Annotated in this window: 14 protein-coding genes; 11 read left to right on the forward strand and 3 right to left on the reverse strand. The window is 27.8% G+C overall.

The window, feature by feature from the left end; genetic code table 11:
* Window position 1 precedes the first annotated feature (1 nt).
* Window positions 2-676 carry a response regulator transcription factor gene (locus LXN10_RS06545; RefSeq protein ID WP_375725064.1) on the reverse strand — a complete coding sequence of 225 codons (675 nt, stop codon included), beginning with the start codon at window positions 674-676 and terminating at the stop codon, window positions 2-4.
* A gap of 122 nt (window positions 677-798) precedes the next feature.
* Here LXN10_RS06545 and LXN10_RS06550 point away from each other — a divergent pair, with 122 nt between their 5' ends.
* Both LXN10_RS06550 and LXN10_RS06555 read left to right on the forward strand, forming a co-directional pair.
* Window positions 799-4,110, forward strand: coding sequence for a filamentous hemagglutinin N-terminal domain-containing protein (locus LXN10_RS06550; RefSeq protein WP_375725065.1), 3,312 nt, complete (start codon window positions 799-801; stop codon window positions 4,108-4,110).
* A gap of 9 nt (window positions 4,111-4,119) precedes the next feature.
* The gene (locus LXN10_RS06555; protein ID WP_375725066.1) at window positions 4,120-5,808 is read left to right on the forward strand and encodes a ShlB/FhaC/HecB family hemolysin secretion/activation protein; all 1,689 of its coding nucleotides are present in this window, start codon (window positions 4,120-4,122) and stop codon (window positions 5,806-5,808) included.
* 28 nt (window positions 5,809-5,836) lie between these two features.
* Here the strand turns inward: LXN10_RS06555 and LXN10_RS06560 are convergent, their stop codons facing one another.
* A complete protein-coding gene (locus LXN10_RS06560) occupies window positions 5,837-7,666 on the reverse strand; it encodes a sensor histidine kinase (protein ID WP_375725067.1) in 1,830 nt (609 codons plus the stop codon).
* A gap of 1 nt (window position 7,667) precedes the next feature.
* Complete coding sequence (locus LXN10_RS06565; protein WP_375725068.1) at window positions 7,668-8,342, reverse strand: response regulator transcription factor; 675 nt, start codon at window positions 8,340-8,342, stop codon at window positions 7,668-7,670.
* Window positions 8,343-8,487: 145 nt separating this feature from the next.
* On the opposite strand from LXN10_RS06565, the gene LXN10_RS06570 reads away from it, so the two are divergent.
* From LXN10_RS06570 to LXN10_RS06610, 9 genes are all read left to right on the forward strand, one after another.
* Window positions 8,488-9,804 (forward strand): tetratricopeptide repeat protein, encoded by a 1,317-nt coding sequence (locus LXN10_RS06570; RefSeq protein WP_375725069.1) that lies wholly within the window; start codon window positions 8,488-8,490, stop codon window positions 9,802-9,804.
* Window positions 9,805-9,813: 9 nt separating this feature from the next.
* Window positions 9,814-11,334, forward strand: coding sequence for a FecR domain-containing protein (locus LXN10_RS06575; protein WP_375725070.1), 1,521 nt, complete (start codon window positions 9,814-9,816; stop codon window positions 11,332-11,334).
* Window positions 11,335-11,558: 224 nt separating this feature from the next.
* Entirely contained in the window at window positions 11,559-12,632 is a 1,074-nt protein-coding gene (locus LXN10_RS06580) for an ABC transporter permease (protein WP_375725071.1), read from the forward strand.
* Window positions 12,629-13,255 carry an ABC transporter ATP-binding protein gene (locus LXN10_RS06585; protein WP_375725072.1) on the forward strand — a complete coding sequence of 209 codons (627 nt, stop codon included), beginning with the start codon at window positions 12,629-12,631 and terminating at the stop codon, window positions 13,253-13,255. The genes LXN10_RS06580 and LXN10_RS06585 overlap by 4 nt, the downstream gene beginning before the upstream one ends.
* On the forward strand, window positions 13,239-14,810 hold the full coding sequence (locus LXN10_RS06590) for a hypothetical protein (RefSeq protein ID WP_375725073.1): 1,572 nt from the start codon (window positions 13,239-13,241) through the stop codon (window positions 14,808-14,810). Before LXN10_RS06585 ends, LXN10_RS06590 begins: the two co-directional genes overlap by 17 nt.
* 93 nt (window positions 14,811-14,903) lie before the next feature.
* On the forward strand, window positions 14,904-15,881 hold the full coding sequence (locus LXN10_RS06595; protein ID WP_375725074.1) for a hypothetical protein: 978 nt from the start codon (window positions 14,904-14,906) through the stop codon (window positions 15,879-15,881).
* The gene (locus LXN10_RS06600) at window positions 15,869-16,393 is read left to right on the forward strand and encodes a YceI family protein (protein ID WP_375725075.1); all 525 of its coding nucleotides are present in this window, start codon (window positions 15,869-15,871) and stop codon (window positions 16,391-16,393) included. The genes LXN10_RS06595 and LXN10_RS06600 overlap by 13 nt, the downstream gene beginning before the upstream one ends.
* Window positions 16,394-16,846, forward strand: a complete 453-nt coding sequence (locus LXN10_RS06605) for a hypothetical protein (RefSeq protein ID WP_375725076.1) — start codon at window positions 16,394-16,396, stop codon at window positions 16,844-16,846.
* Window positions 16,843-17,574 carry a metallophosphoesterase gene (locus LXN10_RS06610; RefSeq protein ID WP_375725077.1) on the forward strand — a complete coding sequence of 244 codons (732 nt, stop codon included), beginning with the start codon at window positions 16,843-16,845 and terminating at the stop codon, window positions 17,572-17,574. Before LXN10_RS06605 ends, LXN10_RS06610 begins: the two co-directional genes overlap by 4 nt.

Raw genomic sequence — 17,574 nt, forward strand, 5'->3', positions numbered from 1 at the left:
TTTATTTTTTTACCTTATAACCAATATCTTTTATATTTTCTATAATCTTTATTGGTAATTTTTTATTTATCTTGTAAATTAAAGATACTAATGATTTTTGATTTTGAGAATCTAAAATATCCAATAATTCATCATATGTAACAACTTGATTTACTCTTTTAAAAAGATACTCTATTATTTTTATTTCATAAGAGGTAAGTTTGTATTCTCTTCCTTCATCAAAAACTATTCTTTTTCTTATATCATAATAACAAGTTTGGGAAATCTGATATTTTAATAAACTTCTTTTTTCGATATTTTTTACAAATCTATATAAAACATTTTTTAAAGTATCTAACTCATAAGGTTTTACAATATAATCTAATAAATTTAGAGAAATAGCATTTTTGAGTTTAACTTTATCATCATATGAACTCATTATAAATGCAGATATTTCATCATCATTCTCTCTTATTTTCGATAAAAATTCATATCCATTCATAATTGGCATATCATAATCTACTATTAATAAATGACATTCATTTTTAAAATAAGTTTCTAAGGCTTCTTTTCCATTATTTGATATAAATACATTTTTAAAATAGTATTGCAATATTTTTTTTAGACTTTCACAAGCTTTTATATCGTCATCAACATATAAAACATTTAGTTCTTTTAAAATACTTAAGTTATTCATCTGAAAATTTTACCATCTTAAAACTAATTTTCACTCAACAAAAAGATTTAATAATCTATTTATTGATTTTGTGTTGATTTTGTCATGATAAAATGTTAAAAATATTTTGTTAAGGAAAATATATGAAAAGATTAATAGACTTTAGTTCAAGGTTTAGAATCCTAAAAGGTGGAAAGATAAGTATGGTAGTATCAGCTCTTTTAGCTGGAGTTACTATATCTTATGCTGCTCCTAGCGGAGGAGTAGTTACAAGTGGAACTGCAAATATTTCCCAAAATGGAAATACCACAAACATAACACAATCCACCCAAAAAGCAACTATTAATTGGAACAAATTTAACATTGCACAAAATGAAACAGTAAACTTCAAACAACCAAATAGCTCTTCTATTACACTAAATAGAGTAATAGGAAATGAAAGATCTGTTATCAATGGAGCACTTAATGCCAATGGTCAAGTTTGGATATTAAACTCAAATGGGGTTTTATTTGGTAAGAATGCTAGTATTAATACAGCTGGTTTATTAGCAACTACAGCAAAACTTTCTGACAATGATTTTAATATAGGAAACTATAACTTTAAAAACTCTTCTTCAAACTCTGTTATAAACTTAGGAACAATAAATATCTCAAATGAAGCCTATGCAGTTTTAGCTGGAAAAGAAGTAACAAATGAAGGAAGTATAAAAGCAGTAAAAGGAAAGATACATTTAGTAGGAGCAGATGAATATAGTATTAATCTAAATGGTAATTCTTTATTAAACCTAACAGTAAAAAAAGGAATCTTAGATTCTATTGTAAAAAATAGTGGTTCAATAAAAGCAGATGGAGGAGAAATATATCTTACTACTAATGCCGTTAATGAATTACTAAAAGGTGTTGTTAATAATACAGGAGTTATTGAAGCTAATTCAATGGGTGAATTAACTGGTAAAGTTGAACTATTTGCCCATGGTGGTGAAGCACAAGTTGGTGGAACTATAAGTGCTACTGATGGGTTTGTGGAAACTTCTGGGAAAGATTTTACTTTCAATGGTGCAAATATAGTTACAAGTAATTGGCTTATTGATCCTGTTAACATTACTATTGATTCTTCACTTGCAAGTGCAATACAAAGTGCTTTAGATACAGCAGATGTAACGATAACTACTGATGGTAGCAATACTCCTGATACAAGTGCTACAGGAACAAATAGTGAAAGTGCAGGAGATGGAGATATTAATATAAATTCTAATATCACAACAAATGCACTAAATTCTGATAAAACATTAACTCTATTAGCAGATAATAATATTGTTTTTGCAGATGGAATTTCTATTGATGCTGGTCAAAATTCAAATACAAATAAATTAAATGTTATTTTAACAGCAGACAAAGATAATAATGGAAATGGGCAAGTTATATTATCTGGGGCAACAGGTAATACTATTATTACAAATAATGGGGACCTAACAATCAATAATCAAGTGGATAGTAACGTTGATGGGGAAACACCACTTACTATAAATGCGGGAACAGGGAAAATAACATTAAATGATGATTTAGGTGAAAATAAAAAACTAAAATCACTCAATATTACTGCGAGCAGTGTAGATTTAGGAACAAAATTACACTTTATAAATACCCTAAATGAGCAAGTTTATAATGCAACTATAAACTCACTTTCCACAGATCAATTTGTAAATTCAGGTTTTGAAAACGGTGATACAACAGGTTGGACAGTTGATACAACAAATACAATATATTTAAATGGTGGAAGTGTAATAGCAGGAACAGCAACTCCAACAGATGATGTTTTACCAAATACTGTTCCATCACAAGCAAGTACAAATAATAGCGGAGCATATGATGATTACACTTCTAGTGGAACATATACTGATAAAATTTCAACAGATACAGATTCTGAAGGAGGACAATATTCTTTACAATTGACATACTCAGGAGGTAATGTTAGTGCAGGTTATGGAGTAGTTCATGGACCATCAGTAGTAAGTGATAGTTCTGTATCGTTAGGTAAAGGAGATGAAGTATCATTTAAATGGAAAGCATCAGGTGGAAGTGATGCCTATGATGTATTTGGTTATATTTTAAATGTTGATACAGGAGAAACTCAAACCATTCTAAACCAAACTGGTGCAACAGGAAATGCAGCTACAAATTGGGCAACAGCATCTGTTACCGCCAATAAAGCAGGTAATTATAAATTTATTTTTATCGCTGGTTCGTGGGATGCAAGTGGAGGACAAGCTTTAGGAGCAAATCTTTATATTGATGGTATATCAACGAACAGTAAGAAAACTTTTTCAGGCTCTGCTGTTACATTTAATAATCCTTTAAATGCACATACAAATTCACTAGAAATTATTGCAGATAAAGTTGCTCTTAATGCTAATATATCTGGAAGTGATACACTAACTATAAAACAAAAAACAAATGGAAATAATATTGAAATTGGAGGTACTACAACTGCTGACAATAGTATATTAGATATAACAAGTTCTAATTTAGCCAATATTCAAAGTGGTTTTTCAAAAGTTACTTTTGGAGATGATACAACTGCGAAAGTTACTACAAAAGGGCCTATAGTAGCTGATTATAATTTAACTTTGATTGGGAAAACTGCTGGTGTAGAAATATCAAATGAACTAAATATTGGAACAAAAACATTAACAATTGAAAGTAACAGTGATGTTAATGATTCAGGACAAGGACATATTATTGCAAAAAACCTAAATATAAAAGGAACTGGAGACTTTACTTTAGATAGTAATAATAACGATGTAGATGTACTTGCAGCAGGTACATCAAGTTCACCAATTGGAAAACTAGTCTATAGAGATGCCGATGATCTTACAATAGGAAAAGTTAATGACTCAAAAGGACTAAACTCAACAGATAATATTAAAGTAAGTACAGTAAAAGATACTATTAAAGTCCTTGAAAATGTAACTACTTCTAAACAAGGTAGTGATGTTATTAATTTTAATGGAGAAGAAAATGTATCAAAAGGACGTTCATATGATGCTCCTGAAAAAGACACAACACCAGAAACAGTAAAAGATAATAGACCAGATGAGATTAAAAAAGTGATTACAACAATCGCAAATAACACAACAACAAATGTTGTATTACCCAAAATGATTAATACTCCAAAAGTAAAAGTATCACAAAATCAAATGCCTCAAACAAATGGAAATGTATCTATTGTCTCAAAAACAATTAATGGAGAAAATGCAAATAAAGTAATAACTTTAAGTGAAATAAAAACAGCAATGAAAGATGATAATACAAAAAATACTACTCCGTCAAATAAACAAAAAGATGTAAGAGTACCTTTATCATCAGATTCTGTAATAGATTTAGTAAATGGCGGAGTGAAACTTCCAGAGGGTGTTGATCAATTATTCTATGTAGTAGAAAATGAAGGGAAATAAGGAATAAAGATGAAAAAAATAACTAAACTAATAAGCCTATCACTAATAACATCAAGTTCACTATTAGCAGCAACTCCAAATATAGGAGATGCTGTAAAACAAATACAAGTTCCAAAAGAAGTACAAAAGAAGAAAACACCTTTAATAGAAATTGGAGGAGTAAAAAAATATGCTCCTGTTATGAAAGATGATAAAAGTGGTAAAACTATATTTGTAAAGGGGTTTGAAATAGAAGGTGCTGTTCATATAGATGAATCAACTCTACAAAATCTAATCTCTTCATATACAAAAAAAGATTTAAACTTTAACCAACTACAAGAAGTAACAAGCATAATCACAAAATATTATAGAAGTAGAAACTACTTTGTAGCAAGGGCATATTTACCTGTACAAGATATAAATAAAAACAATGGAATTATTAAAATTTCTATTATTGAGGGTAATTATGGAAAGTTTAATTTAAAAAACAACTCTTTAGTTAAAAATAGTATTGTTCAAGATATGTTAGATGATGTAAAAAAAAGAGGAAATGTAGTTTCAGCTAATACTTTAGAACGAGGTATGTTAATCATCAATGACACACCAGGTGTAAAAGTGACAAGTGCTGATATTAAACCAGGAAGCGAAGTTGGAACTAGTGACTTTGATATTACAACCCAAGAGACAAAAAGATTTGATGGATATATTTTAGCTGATAATTATGGAAGTAGATATACAGGTAAAAATAGAGTTATGGCTGGAGTTAATATTAACTCACCTTTTAACATAGGAGATAAGATCTCATTAAGTGGTCTTTTAAGTAATAAGAGTGATTTAAAAAATGGTAGATTAGCTTATTCAGCTCCTTTGATGTCAAATGGACTAAGAGGAGAACTAAGTTATTCTAAAACAACTTATGCCTTAGGAGATAAATATTCAAATCTTGATGCAAAGGGTAACTCTACATCTTTAGATGCTACTTTTACTTATCCAATTATAAGAACAAGATTGGAGAATTTAAATGCTTCATTAAATATTGCTAAAAAAGATTTAAAAGATGAGATTAATGCTCAAGATGATACTACTAAAAAAGATGTTAAATCTTTAAGATTAGGATTAGACTATGACAAGAGTTATTTAGCCTTTAATCTTCCATCATCTTCTAAAGTTAGTTTTAATTATACCTATGGGAAGTTAAGCTTTGATGATAATGCTAAGAAAATAGATGATGAAAATGGAGCTAATACAAATGGTAATTATTCTAAGATTAATATAGATTTATCACATAGTATTAATTTTACTGAAAAACTTTCATTAGATACTTCATTAAACTTACAATATGCCCTTTCACATAAAAACCTAGATGGAAGTGAAGATTTATCTATTGGGGGAGCTTATGGGGTTAAATTATATCCAGATAGTGAAGTAAGTGCTGAAAATGGATATATATTTAATATAGAAGCAAAATATAGATTGCCTGATATAAACTCACTAACAAACACTGTTGGAATCTTTTATGACAGAGGAAGAGCGTTTATGGCTAATAACAATGTAGGATTTGAAGCTAAATCTTTACAAGATGTTGGTGTTGGATATTATGCTTCATATAAAGACTTCTTTGGTCAAGTTCAAGTTGCTTGGAATGTAAATAGTGCTCCTGTTACTAGTGAGCCTGATAGAAACAGTAGAGTCCTTTTTCAAGGTGGGTGGTTTTTTTAAAACCCCTGCCTTTGGGTTAGAAGAGGGTTTAAATAACTATTTTAAAAGATAAACCCTCATTTTTATTTTCTGCTGTTATTTGACCATTTAGCTTTTGAGAAACTATCTCTTTTGCTAAATACAAACCTATTCCTGTAGAAGAGCTCTCTGAAAAATCTTTTTCAAATATCTTTTCTATGAAATCTTTACTTACTCCACCTGCATTATCTTCAAAAATAATTTCGAGTTTATTTTCTATTTCTTTTACAAAAATTCCTATTTTAGGATTTTTTATCTTTCGTCGTTCAAAAGCTTTTAGGGAGTTTTCAAATAAAATCATTAACACATTTAAAAAATAGTTTTTCTCTATTTTTATTTTTAGCTTATCATTACAATCAAAACTTATCTTAATATCTTTTTTTATAAACTCCTTTTCCATAAGTCTTATTACATAGTTTATCTCTTCACAAAACTCAACTTCTTCAATATTTTTTTCTTCTTTATAAAAATGCAACTGCCCAAGAGCTGTCTCTTTTAGGTAAGAAGTTGTCTCTTTTATAATTTTAAGATTATTATCAATAATTGTATCTATATTTTTATCTTTGAATTCACGGGCAGCTTCTATATAAGTGATACTGCTATAAATATTATTTATAGGTTCTTTCCACTGATGGGAGATATTTACCATGGTTTGCCCTATAAAACTAAGTTTTGAATATTCACCTAAAAGTTCAATATTTTTCTCATTTCTTTCTCTCATTACATATACAGAATAAAGTAACCCAATGGCTAAAACCATATCTTGCCCAATGGCTCCTATTGAAATGAAGTAATATAAAAAACCTTCATATTTTAAAATACCAAAAGCGACGAGTATATACAAGACTCCAAAAAAGAAGTAAACAATATTTGCCAATAAATAAAAAATAGAACCATCTTTTTTTAAAAGAAACATTCGAATTGAAAATATCAAAATAGTAAGCATAAGTATAAAGATAATATAAACATAAAATTTACTAAAATAAAGCACATCAGGATAAATGCGATAAAAGAACTGTGTAAAAGCAAAAAGAGTAAGTAAAACAATAGATATTTTTATAATTGTTTGTGTAATTTTAAATTCATTTTTTTGGATATTGAAAAAATATAAGGGAAACAAACCAAATAAAATCATTGCAAAAGCAGGAATAAAAAAGATGAAAAATTTATTTAAATCAAGTGGAATACCCAATTGATATAAAAATCCAGCTACAGAAAGTTGAAAAATCCCAACAGATAAGGTAAATAAAGAATAAATTAAAAAATGCTTCTTTTTAAAAATAAAATAAAGAGTAAAACCAAGAACAATCATCACAAGTAAAATACCGGTAAAAAATGCGTATATCAATCCTTGAAGAAAATAATACGCTTCAAAATCTTTGATATTAATTATATTCCACCTTATTTCCATAGTGCCATAAGTTTTTTGTTTTATAAATATCTCTATTTTTTGTAAAGGTTGAAGCTCAATATCAAAGTAAGAAGTCCTAAAATCATTCTCTCTTTTATTATGTTCTCTTAGGTTTCCTAGTTTGTAAGTTTTTGTTATTTGATTATCTTTTACTAAAAAAACATCAATTAAATTTATTCCTGCCATTTTATTATTTATTCTTTTTTTTAAATTCTGTTTTGTGTTATTTTTTAAATCAATCTTTATCCAAACAGAACTTTTTATTATCCCTAAATTGTATTTTTTTATAGGAATAAAATCATCTTTGTGCTTCATTATCTCTTCTATATTTAAAGAATGATTCGTATCTACAAAATACTTTTCTACAACATCTAAATCATGGGCAAAAATTGAGGTAATAAAAATAAAAAATAAAATAAATAACTTCATACTATCTTTTCAACCAATATCCCATATCTTTTACATTTTCTATAAGTTTGATATTTAGTTTTTTATTTATATTATAAACTGAATTTATCAAAGATTTTTGATTATTTGATTCTAAAATATATAAAAGGTCATCATATTTAATAACTTGATTTTTATATTTAAAAAGATATTCGATAAGTTTTATTTCATAAGAGGTAAATTTATACTCTTTTGAGTCATCAATAAAAGTCTTTTTTAATCTATTGTAAAAAAGAGTCTCAGTAACATAGTATCTTAGTAACTCTTTTTTTTCTAAACTTTTCACAAATTTATTTAGAACATCTTTTAACTCATCCAAGCCATAAGGTTTGACAATATATTCCAAAAGATTTAAGCCAATTGCATTTTTGAGTTTAACTTTATCATCGTAAGAACTTATAATCATAGCAGATATCTCATCATCTTTTTCTCTTATTTTTGACAAAAATTCATAACCATTCATAATAGGCATATCATAATCTACTATTAAAAGATGACACTCTTTTGTATTATATATCTCTAATGCTTCTTCTCCATTATGAGCTATAAATACATTCTTAAAATAATATTCCAAAGTCTTTTTGATATTTTCACAAGCTTGAATATTATCATCTACATGTAATACATTTAATTCTTTTAATATATCTAAGTTATTCATAGAATAGATTATATCATTAAAAAAAATAAAAATAAAAATAGATTCTAAAATTTACAAATCTTTTACTTTCTAATGATTTTGCAATGATTTTGTGTTGCTAATATTTAGCTATTAAAAATTATTTCACAAAAAAGAAGTTTATTAAATGACAAAAAAAATATTATTTCTAACACTTTTTATAACATCACTACTGTTTTCAAAAGAAAGTTTAACCTCATATGACCAAGCAGTAAAACTATTTAATGAAAAAGCTTATGAAAAAGCTTACGAAATATTTCTTTCTTTATCAAAAAATGATTTGGAAAACCAAAATCTAAACTTCTATCTTGGAAGATGTGAATATGAACAAGGGAAATATGATATAGCAATAAGTTATTATGAAAGAATACTTTTTGCTCAACCAAATAATTTAAGAGCAAAAATAGAAATAGCACAAAGTAATTTGATGCTTAAAAACTATACTCAAGCAATAAAAGACTTTAATGCTGTTTTAGTAAATGCAGATACTCCACCAGATGTAAAAAAAAGTATTGAATCAAGACTTGCTTACATAAAACAAACTATGCAAAAACACTTTATAAGTGGAGCTTTAGTATTTGATTTAAGTTATGATTCAAATGTAAATAACTCAGCAACAGCAGGTGAATACTCAGTCTTTGTACCCCAATTGGGAACTGATTTAACTTTAAATAATGATGCTAAAGAAGAATCTGATTATTATTATGATGCCATTGCTGTTATAAACCATGTATATAAATATAATGAAGAATTTTCTTTAAATAACAATCTTGTAGTTTATACCCAAGATTATGATACTAAAAAAGATAGTAATATTGATGTTATATCATTTACTTCTACTCCTACCTTTTACAAAGGAGCAAATAAATATAGCTCTGGAATAGGAATGGATTATGTTAGATACAATGACAAAGACTATTTAAAAAACTATAATCTAATACTTTCAAACTCTCATATCTTTACTCAAACAACTTTAAATGATATTACTTTTAAACTAAGTAAAAAACTCTATGACCAACAAGAAGATAAACAAAAAAATGCTTATGTATTTGATTTAACAAATAGCTTAAAATATAAAACAGAAAGCTTTGGACTTTTTACTTTAGATACTTCATATGCTAAAGAGTTAGAAATATATGAACAAAGAACAGATGTAAGTAAAGAATCATTTGAAGTAAGCTTAGAAAACAGTTTAGCTTTACCATATAAATTTAATCTAAACACAAATATAAATAGTAAAAAAGTAATCTATAGAGATACTGATGTTAACTTTCTATCAAGAAGAGTTGATAAGATAAATAGTGCATCTATTGGAATAACTAGACCCTTAAGAAAAAACTTACTCTTTGCCTTAAAAGCAACAGCTACAAACAATATGTCAAACCAAGAACCCTTTGATTATAAAAAACAAGTTATTAAATCTTCATTGATTTATACATTTTAAGGATTTAACATGAAAAAGATACTCTTATTACTTTTTATCCTTGCAAACTTTTTATTTGCTAGTATAGGACAAATAACAGCTTTAGTTGGTGATGTTAAAATCTCTAGGGATTCAAATACTATCCTAGCTAAACTTGGAGAGAAATTAGAAAAGAATGATGTTATAAATTCTTCTAAAGGTTCTAAAGCTCAAATTACCATGAATGATAATACTATTATTACTATTGGACAAAATTCTACTTTAAACATCTTTGATTATGTTTATGATGAGAGTAAACCAAAAGACTCTAAGGCTAGTTTTGGGTTTATGAAAGGCTCTTTTAAATCTATTACTGGAGCAATAGGTAAAATCAATAAAGAGAGATTTAAACTTAGAACTAAAAGTGCAACTATTGGTATTAGAGGAACTACTATTATTGGAAATCAACAAATCATTATTTGTACTGATGGAGCTATTAGTGTTACTGCTAATAATTTTACTGTTAATGTTGATAAGCAAGAGTTTACAAGACTTCCACAAGGTAAAGCTCCAACTTCTCCTGAGCCTTTGAAGCAAGATACCTTAGATAATGTTCAAAAAGGATTAAATGCTGAGTCTAGTGATAGTAATACTACAGAATCAACAGAAACTAAAGAGAACACTACTTCTAGTGAAGAAGAAAAAGAAGGTTCTAAGGATGATAAAGATGGAACCCTTAAACCTAGTGGTGAAAATGACGGAACTACGCCTAAAGAAAATGTTACTACTCCTTCAGAAAATACTACACCTCCTAAAATTTTAGAAGATACACCTCCTCTTAATCCTATTAAGCCTGATATCCCTACAGAGCATATTAGTTTTTCTGGCTTTTCAACACTTGGGTATGTTTCATTTCTAGCACGCTCTAATGGAACTTTTAGTTCTGTTCAAACTGCAGAAATAGGGTTCAAGGAAAATAATAGCATTAATAACTACATGCTGATTGCAAATAACAAAAATATTACTTTTCCGATTCTCTTTTATGTAGGAGATTTTTACTCTGACTCAGAAGAAGAGAATTTTTTAGGCTTGGGAGAATGGCAAGAAAATACAAATAATTATCTGTATAATAATGGATATTGGGTTAAAGGTCTTAAAACTGATACAAGTTATATAAGCAGTTTAATGAATAATGCTTCAAAGACTACTAAATCATTTACTGGTAATGGTGAGATTAAAGGAACAATATTGGAGAATAATAATTCATACGACATTGATAGTGATTCAGTTATGAACTTTAAATTTGATTTTGGTGCAGGAATAAACTCTTTTAGCGGGAGTATGAACTTAAAATATGGTGCAATTGGTAATAAAAAAAACTATGCCATAGGGTTTGCTGATGGCAAAATAAATAGTTCAGGTTATTCATCAAAATTAACTCATGGAGGGGAAGAGATAAATGGAAGCTTACATGGTTCTTTTTATGGAAGTGGAATAAAAGGATTTGGAGGAAGTGTTAACTTTGATGATGGAGAGATACAAGGGACTGCAGTATTTAGAGGTAAATTTTAATAAAAGAAGCTAAAAATCAAAGACCATCGCTACTTCATCACAAACTGGGGAAGCTATACATCGTATACAAGCAACCCAGATTTTGTGTTCAGGTATTTTCTCTTTTAATAGAAATATAGTTTTATCTAAAAATCAATATGAATTTTTTTTCATATTCTATTCATAAAGGCGTCATGTAAAAACTATACTATTTCCTAAAATAAAAAAGGAAATATGTGCTAAGTATGTCGTTAAAAGCTTTAAAAGCCAATCCTCTAAAAACAACTTTAATATATATAAGTCTAATATTTTCAATAACATCTATTTTTCTTATTAGCTCTATTTCAAATGGAGTTATCTCTATGTACTCAAATATGTTAAAAAGTGATGGAGATATTATTATCACTCAAGCAAAAATCTCTGATACATTTTTTTCAAATGTAAATATAAAACTAATAAAAGAAATCGAAAAATTAAAAGGTGTACAAAAAACTTCAGCGATAATTGTAGGAGCTAGTCCAGTTGAAGAGTTACCAATCGTTGCTGTTTATGGAGTCACTCAAAATAGATTTGAAAATTATAAATTAATCCAAGGATCTTATCCAAAACCAAATGAAGTGCTTGTGGGAAAATCTATTTACAACTCCCTTTCAAATAAAAAAACTGTACAAATAGCCGATAAAAAGTTCCAAGTATCAGGGGTCTATAAAAGTAAGATTGGCTTTGAAAATGGAGGAGTTGTTTTAAATATATCTGATGCAAGTGCCATTTTTAATAAAAGTGCTTCAATGCTAATGGTAAATAGTAAAATTGATACAAATATCAAAGACCTTATCTCAAAAATACAAACACTAAGTTCTGATATAGAAGCAAAATCAACTCAAAACTTTGTGGATAATTATAATCAATTTAAAATCATAAAAACCTCATCAAATCTTATAGGTCTTATCTCATTTTGTATGGGATTACTTGGAATCATAAGTATCATGAGTATAACTATAAATCAAAGAAAAACAGAGTTTGGTATCAAAAGAGCCATAGGAATTTCAACTAAAAAAATAATCTTGCAAATCATGAGTGAAAGTACTATTTTAGGAGTTTTTAGTTTTATAAGTGCCTTTTTTATCTCTTGGATTGCCTTATATTTTATAAGAACCTCATCACTATTTCATGGGTATGTAAATGGTGAGATTTCATCTACTTTGGCTGTTTATTTATTTGGCTGTTCTCTTTCAATGGCAATTTTAGGTTCAATCATTCCAGCATTAAATGCTTCAAAAATCGACCCAATCATTTTAATGCAGGGAGATAAAATATGATTATCCAAGCTTCAAATATAAACCATGATTATAATGGTGATATTGCATTAAAGAATATTAATTTACAAATAAAAAAAGGTGAATTTATCTCTTTGATTGGAGAAAGTGGAAGTGGAAAAACAACTCTTCTTTCGATATTGTCAACACTTCTTAAACCTAGAAGTGGAGAATTAAACTTTGAAGAGAGTAATTATGCGGATATTACAAATATAGATAAATTTAGACAAAAAAATATCGGTTTTATTTTTCAATTTCATTATTTGATAAATTATCTAAACAACTTTGAAAATATAAAACTAGCAAATGAAGCTGCCTCAAATCATGAGATAGAGTATCTTTTAGATTTACTTGATATAAAAAATCTAGCTAAAAAATTCCCAAATGAGATATCAGGAGGTCAGCGACAAAGAGTAGCTATCGCAAGAGCACTTATAAATACTCCTAAAGTACTTTTTGCTGATGAACCAACAGGAAACTTAGATTCTAAAAATGCAAAAAAAGTATTTGAACTATTTAGAAAACTATCAAAGGAAGGTATGACAATAGTTGTGGCAACTCATAATAAAGAGTTAGCAAAAACAGCTGACAAGATTTACGAAGTAAAGGATGGACAACTTGCTTAATTTTAACACTTTTGTAAACAGACAATTTAAAATATCACTTATATTTTTATTTTTGGCACTATTTTTTGGGATATTATATTCTATAAATTTACTTGGATACTCTATAAACTCAACTACTTTATTACCATCAAATATACGTTCATTACATATTAGTCTTATCCTTTATGGTTTTGTTCCCTTGATGCTTTCATATTTACCCTTTTTGATTATAAATAAAGATGGGGTACAAAGTGAAAAAGGCTTACATTACTTAAATCTTTATACTATTTTTTGGTATATCTTTTTAGTCTTTATGATTAGCTCACTTCTTTTTGGAAATACAAGAGGTTTGGCTTTTTATGATTTTCCTTATGAATTAAACTTTATACTTGCTATTGCAGGAGTTTTTTATATTATTGCTTTATACAAATATATAAAAGCCTATGAAATTATTCCTTTATGGATAAAGGTGTGTTTGTGGGTAGTAGTTATCGCTCCCTTTGCACTTTTGATTTTGATGAATCCTGTTATTGGGCAAGTTGAAAGTACAATTTCTGGACCCCATGGAGATAATACTTTGGGTATGAGTTTAGCATTGATTCCAATATATTATCTAATCATCAAACTTCTTAATGTGGGTACTTTTAAAGCTAGATGGAATATCTTGTGGATTATTCCTACTGTGTTTTATTTTTGCTCTGTTTTATATAGAACTTTTGTAGGACACTTAACATATGAACAAGAGTGGTTTTTTCAATGGTTAACTTTTCTTTATATTCCTATTTTATATAGATGGTACAAAGATGCCCAAATTGAGACTTTTGCCCAAAAGGCTCTTCTTATTTCTATGCTTGCATTTTTGTTTGTAGATGTTGAAGGGAATATTTTGTTTATTCCTGAGTTTAGATGGCTTTTTCATAGAAATGACTTAATAGTTGCCCACGCGCATGTTGCTATGGGTATTGGTGTATTTTTCATGGTAATTGCTATGTTTGTATCATATGTAAAAGAGCTTAAAAAACTCTCTTTTTATATTTTATACTTAGCTGGTCTTTTAGGTATTTTTGCAGTTTTAAGTATCTCTGGCTTTATTCAAGCAAATGTTATTCATGGAAATATTAATTTTCTATGGATGTTAAGAAGTATATTTGGAGTACTTACATTTTCATCTTTATTTACTTTTATTTCTTTTAAACTTGAGCTTACAAACTTACAAAAATACAATCTTTTTGGAGTATTAGCAGATGGATTAGGGGGTATTTCTTTAATACTACTTGCTAGTTTTACCTATCCTCTTTTGGGATTTTCATTTACAGGAACTTACGAATATGTAGTTTTTGCTTTTGTAAGTACTACGGGGATTATTCACTATTTTGCTCTTGGATTTAAAGAGCATGAACAAATACTTACAAAACTAACAGTTATAACAAGAGTGATAATTAGTTCAGTATTTTTTGCACTTTTTTATAACAAAACCTTAGGAATAGAAGCACTTATGATTTCTCTTTTTGATGTTATTTTTGCTTCTATTTTTTTACTATTTTTTTTAGAAAGAAGAACTCGTTCTTCTCTTTAGAATTTGTTTCTTTAGTTGGAATTTATTTCCAACGATAAAAGAAAACCATAATATTAAGGTCCCTTTTAAATGGGACATTTAAAAGGAGAACCTATGCCAAAAATAGCACTTACACTTTTCGTAGCATTTGAACTTTGCTACTATTTACTTGTAGCACAAACAGGTATTGTGGAGTATTTTTCATCAAATATCTTTTTAATAGCCTTTTTACCAATCGGTGGAGTTATTGGTTCATTATTAAGTTATTACATAAAAATACCAAATCAACAAAAGATAACTATCTTTTTATGTATGCAATTAGTTTTGACATTTTTTTATCCAAACTTTTCAAGTTTTGAACTGTTTTTATTAGGAATTAGTGTTGGGGCATTAGCACCATTACTTATAAATGAACTAAAAAAAGCAAGTATTATGGAACTAGGATTTGCTTTGTCTATCTCATATGGAATTGGAACTTTATTATTTAACTATGATGTTTCAAAAAGAGAGTTTATTGGAGTAGCTTTTACTTTAATAGCCCTACTTTGTTCAACACAACTTCCAAAACTAAAAGAGATAAAACCAAACTTTTCAGTTGAATCATACTCTTTATTTATCATGGTTTTATGGATATTTTTAGACTCTGCACTTTTTGAAACCTTATCAAGGGATGTAAGTATTCCTATTTGGAGAGGTGGTTATACCTTTGAAATAGTTATATTCCATATTTTAGGTGTAATTGCAGCTTTGAGAGTCAATATACAAAAACTTGAAAAAGAGTTATTCATAGTGATACTTTTTGCACTTTCTTATCTATTTTATTTCTTGCAAGAGCCACTTTTATTGTCTATTTTTTATCCTTTTGTAATCTCTTATTATAATGTGACTATTTTACAATCCCTTCTAAAAAAAGATTTAAAAGTATTAGCAGTTTATATGGTTTTTATAGGATGGATGGCATCTGGTGCTGGCTTATTTGTAGCCTTAGAAAATATTATTCTTTTTGTTCCAATTATATTTTTAATCTCACTAATAAAAGTTTTAAATTCACAAGACACAATTCAATCAAAGGAGAAAGAATGTTTAAATTAGTTTTAGTTTTATTATTTGCATTAATTGCAAATGCCAATGAATTGAAGTTGCTTGATGGTCAGATTCAAGCCCACACAGAAGTTTTTGGAGATAGTACTATTGATCCTCAAACAAAAGATATAATAACAAAGGTACAAAAAGGTGATTCAATAGAGTCAATAAGTGGAGAATTTATTATCAACTCTTCTACTCTTACAAGTGATAATAAAGACAGAGATAAACACATGTATGAAGTATTGAGATCTTCAGTTTGTCCAAAAATTTTGTTTACTATTATTGCCATTGAAAAAGCTGGAGATAAATATAAGATAACAGGTAATTTGAAAATGAATAAAATGACCCATCAAATCACAACATTGGCAACTATAACTCAAAATGATAAAATAAACATAAATGGAGATTTTTCAATAAATCTTACAGATTTTGACATAGAACCACCAACAATGTTTTTTCTAACAGTTAGAAATAAAATAGATATAAAATACAATTTTAACTTTAATAAAGGAATATAGATGTTAAAAAAACTTTTACTTTTGCCCCTATTTGCTATTATTTTGTATGCAAGTAGTTTTGAGGTAAATCAAAACATAGGAACTTTTTCATTACCAAATCAATTTGATGAAAAGCAGACGATAGATAGTTCTATTACTACTATTTTAGTATCTTTTGAAAAAGGAACAGGAAAAGATGTAAACCAATTCTTAGCTAGTAAAGATAAAGACTTTTTGAAAAATCATCACGCAGTTTTTATTGCAAATATTTCAGGAATGCCCTCAATCATTACAAGAATGTTCGCTTTACCTAAAATGAGGGATTATAAGCATAGTGTTTTATTAATTTATGATGATGAAGATAAAAGATTTGTAAGTAAAGATGAAAAAACAACTGTATATAAACTTGAAAATGGTGTGATAAAATCTATTTCATTTATCACAAAAGATGATTTGGAAAAAACTTTTCAATGAAATTACCATCACTAAATGAAGTTGAAGTATTTGTACAAGCCCCTGATTTAGAGGACTTAAAAATACTTCACCTTAGTGATATACATATCAACAAAAAAACTCCCCTAAAAGATATCCAAGATTTAGTAAGTCTTTGTAATCTCTGCGAAGCTGATTTTATAGTTATCACAGGAGATATTATTGACTGCAAAGTAAAATACATAATTGATAAACTTGAAGTTTTAAATAGTATAGAAAAAAAAGTTTTTTATATAAGTGGAAACCATGACTTGTTTTATGGTTTTGATGAGTTAAAAGCTTCACTAAAAGCTTTTACCCTTTTAGATAATGAAACTTGTTTTTTAAAATACACAAATACAAAAATAGCCTTAGCAGGATTAAGTGATAGATTCTCAAAATTTTTTAAAATCAAAAGAGAAGAAAACAAAGTTATAAACTTTTTAAGTGCATATGAAAACTCTATTTTTCTAGCTCACCAACCAAAAGATTATAAGTTTGCTTTAAAAGCCAATGCCAAACTCTTTTTATGCGGTCATACTCACGGGGGTCAAATTTATCCTTTTCACTATTTTGTTAGACTTTTTCAACCTTTTTTAGCGGGAATTTTTTATATAAAAAACACAGCTATATATGTAAATAAAGGTTTAGGATATTGGGGCATAAATTTCAGATATAAAGCAAAAAGTGAAATTACCTTATTAAAATTAACATCAAAAAGTGTAGAATAA

The sequence above is a fragment of the Arcobacter iocasae genome (genome assembly GCF_042214795.1).
In the GTDB taxonomy this organism is placed as follows: Bacteria; Campylobacterota; Campylobacteria; order Campylobacterales; family Arcobacteraceae; genus Arcobacter; species Arcobacter iocasae.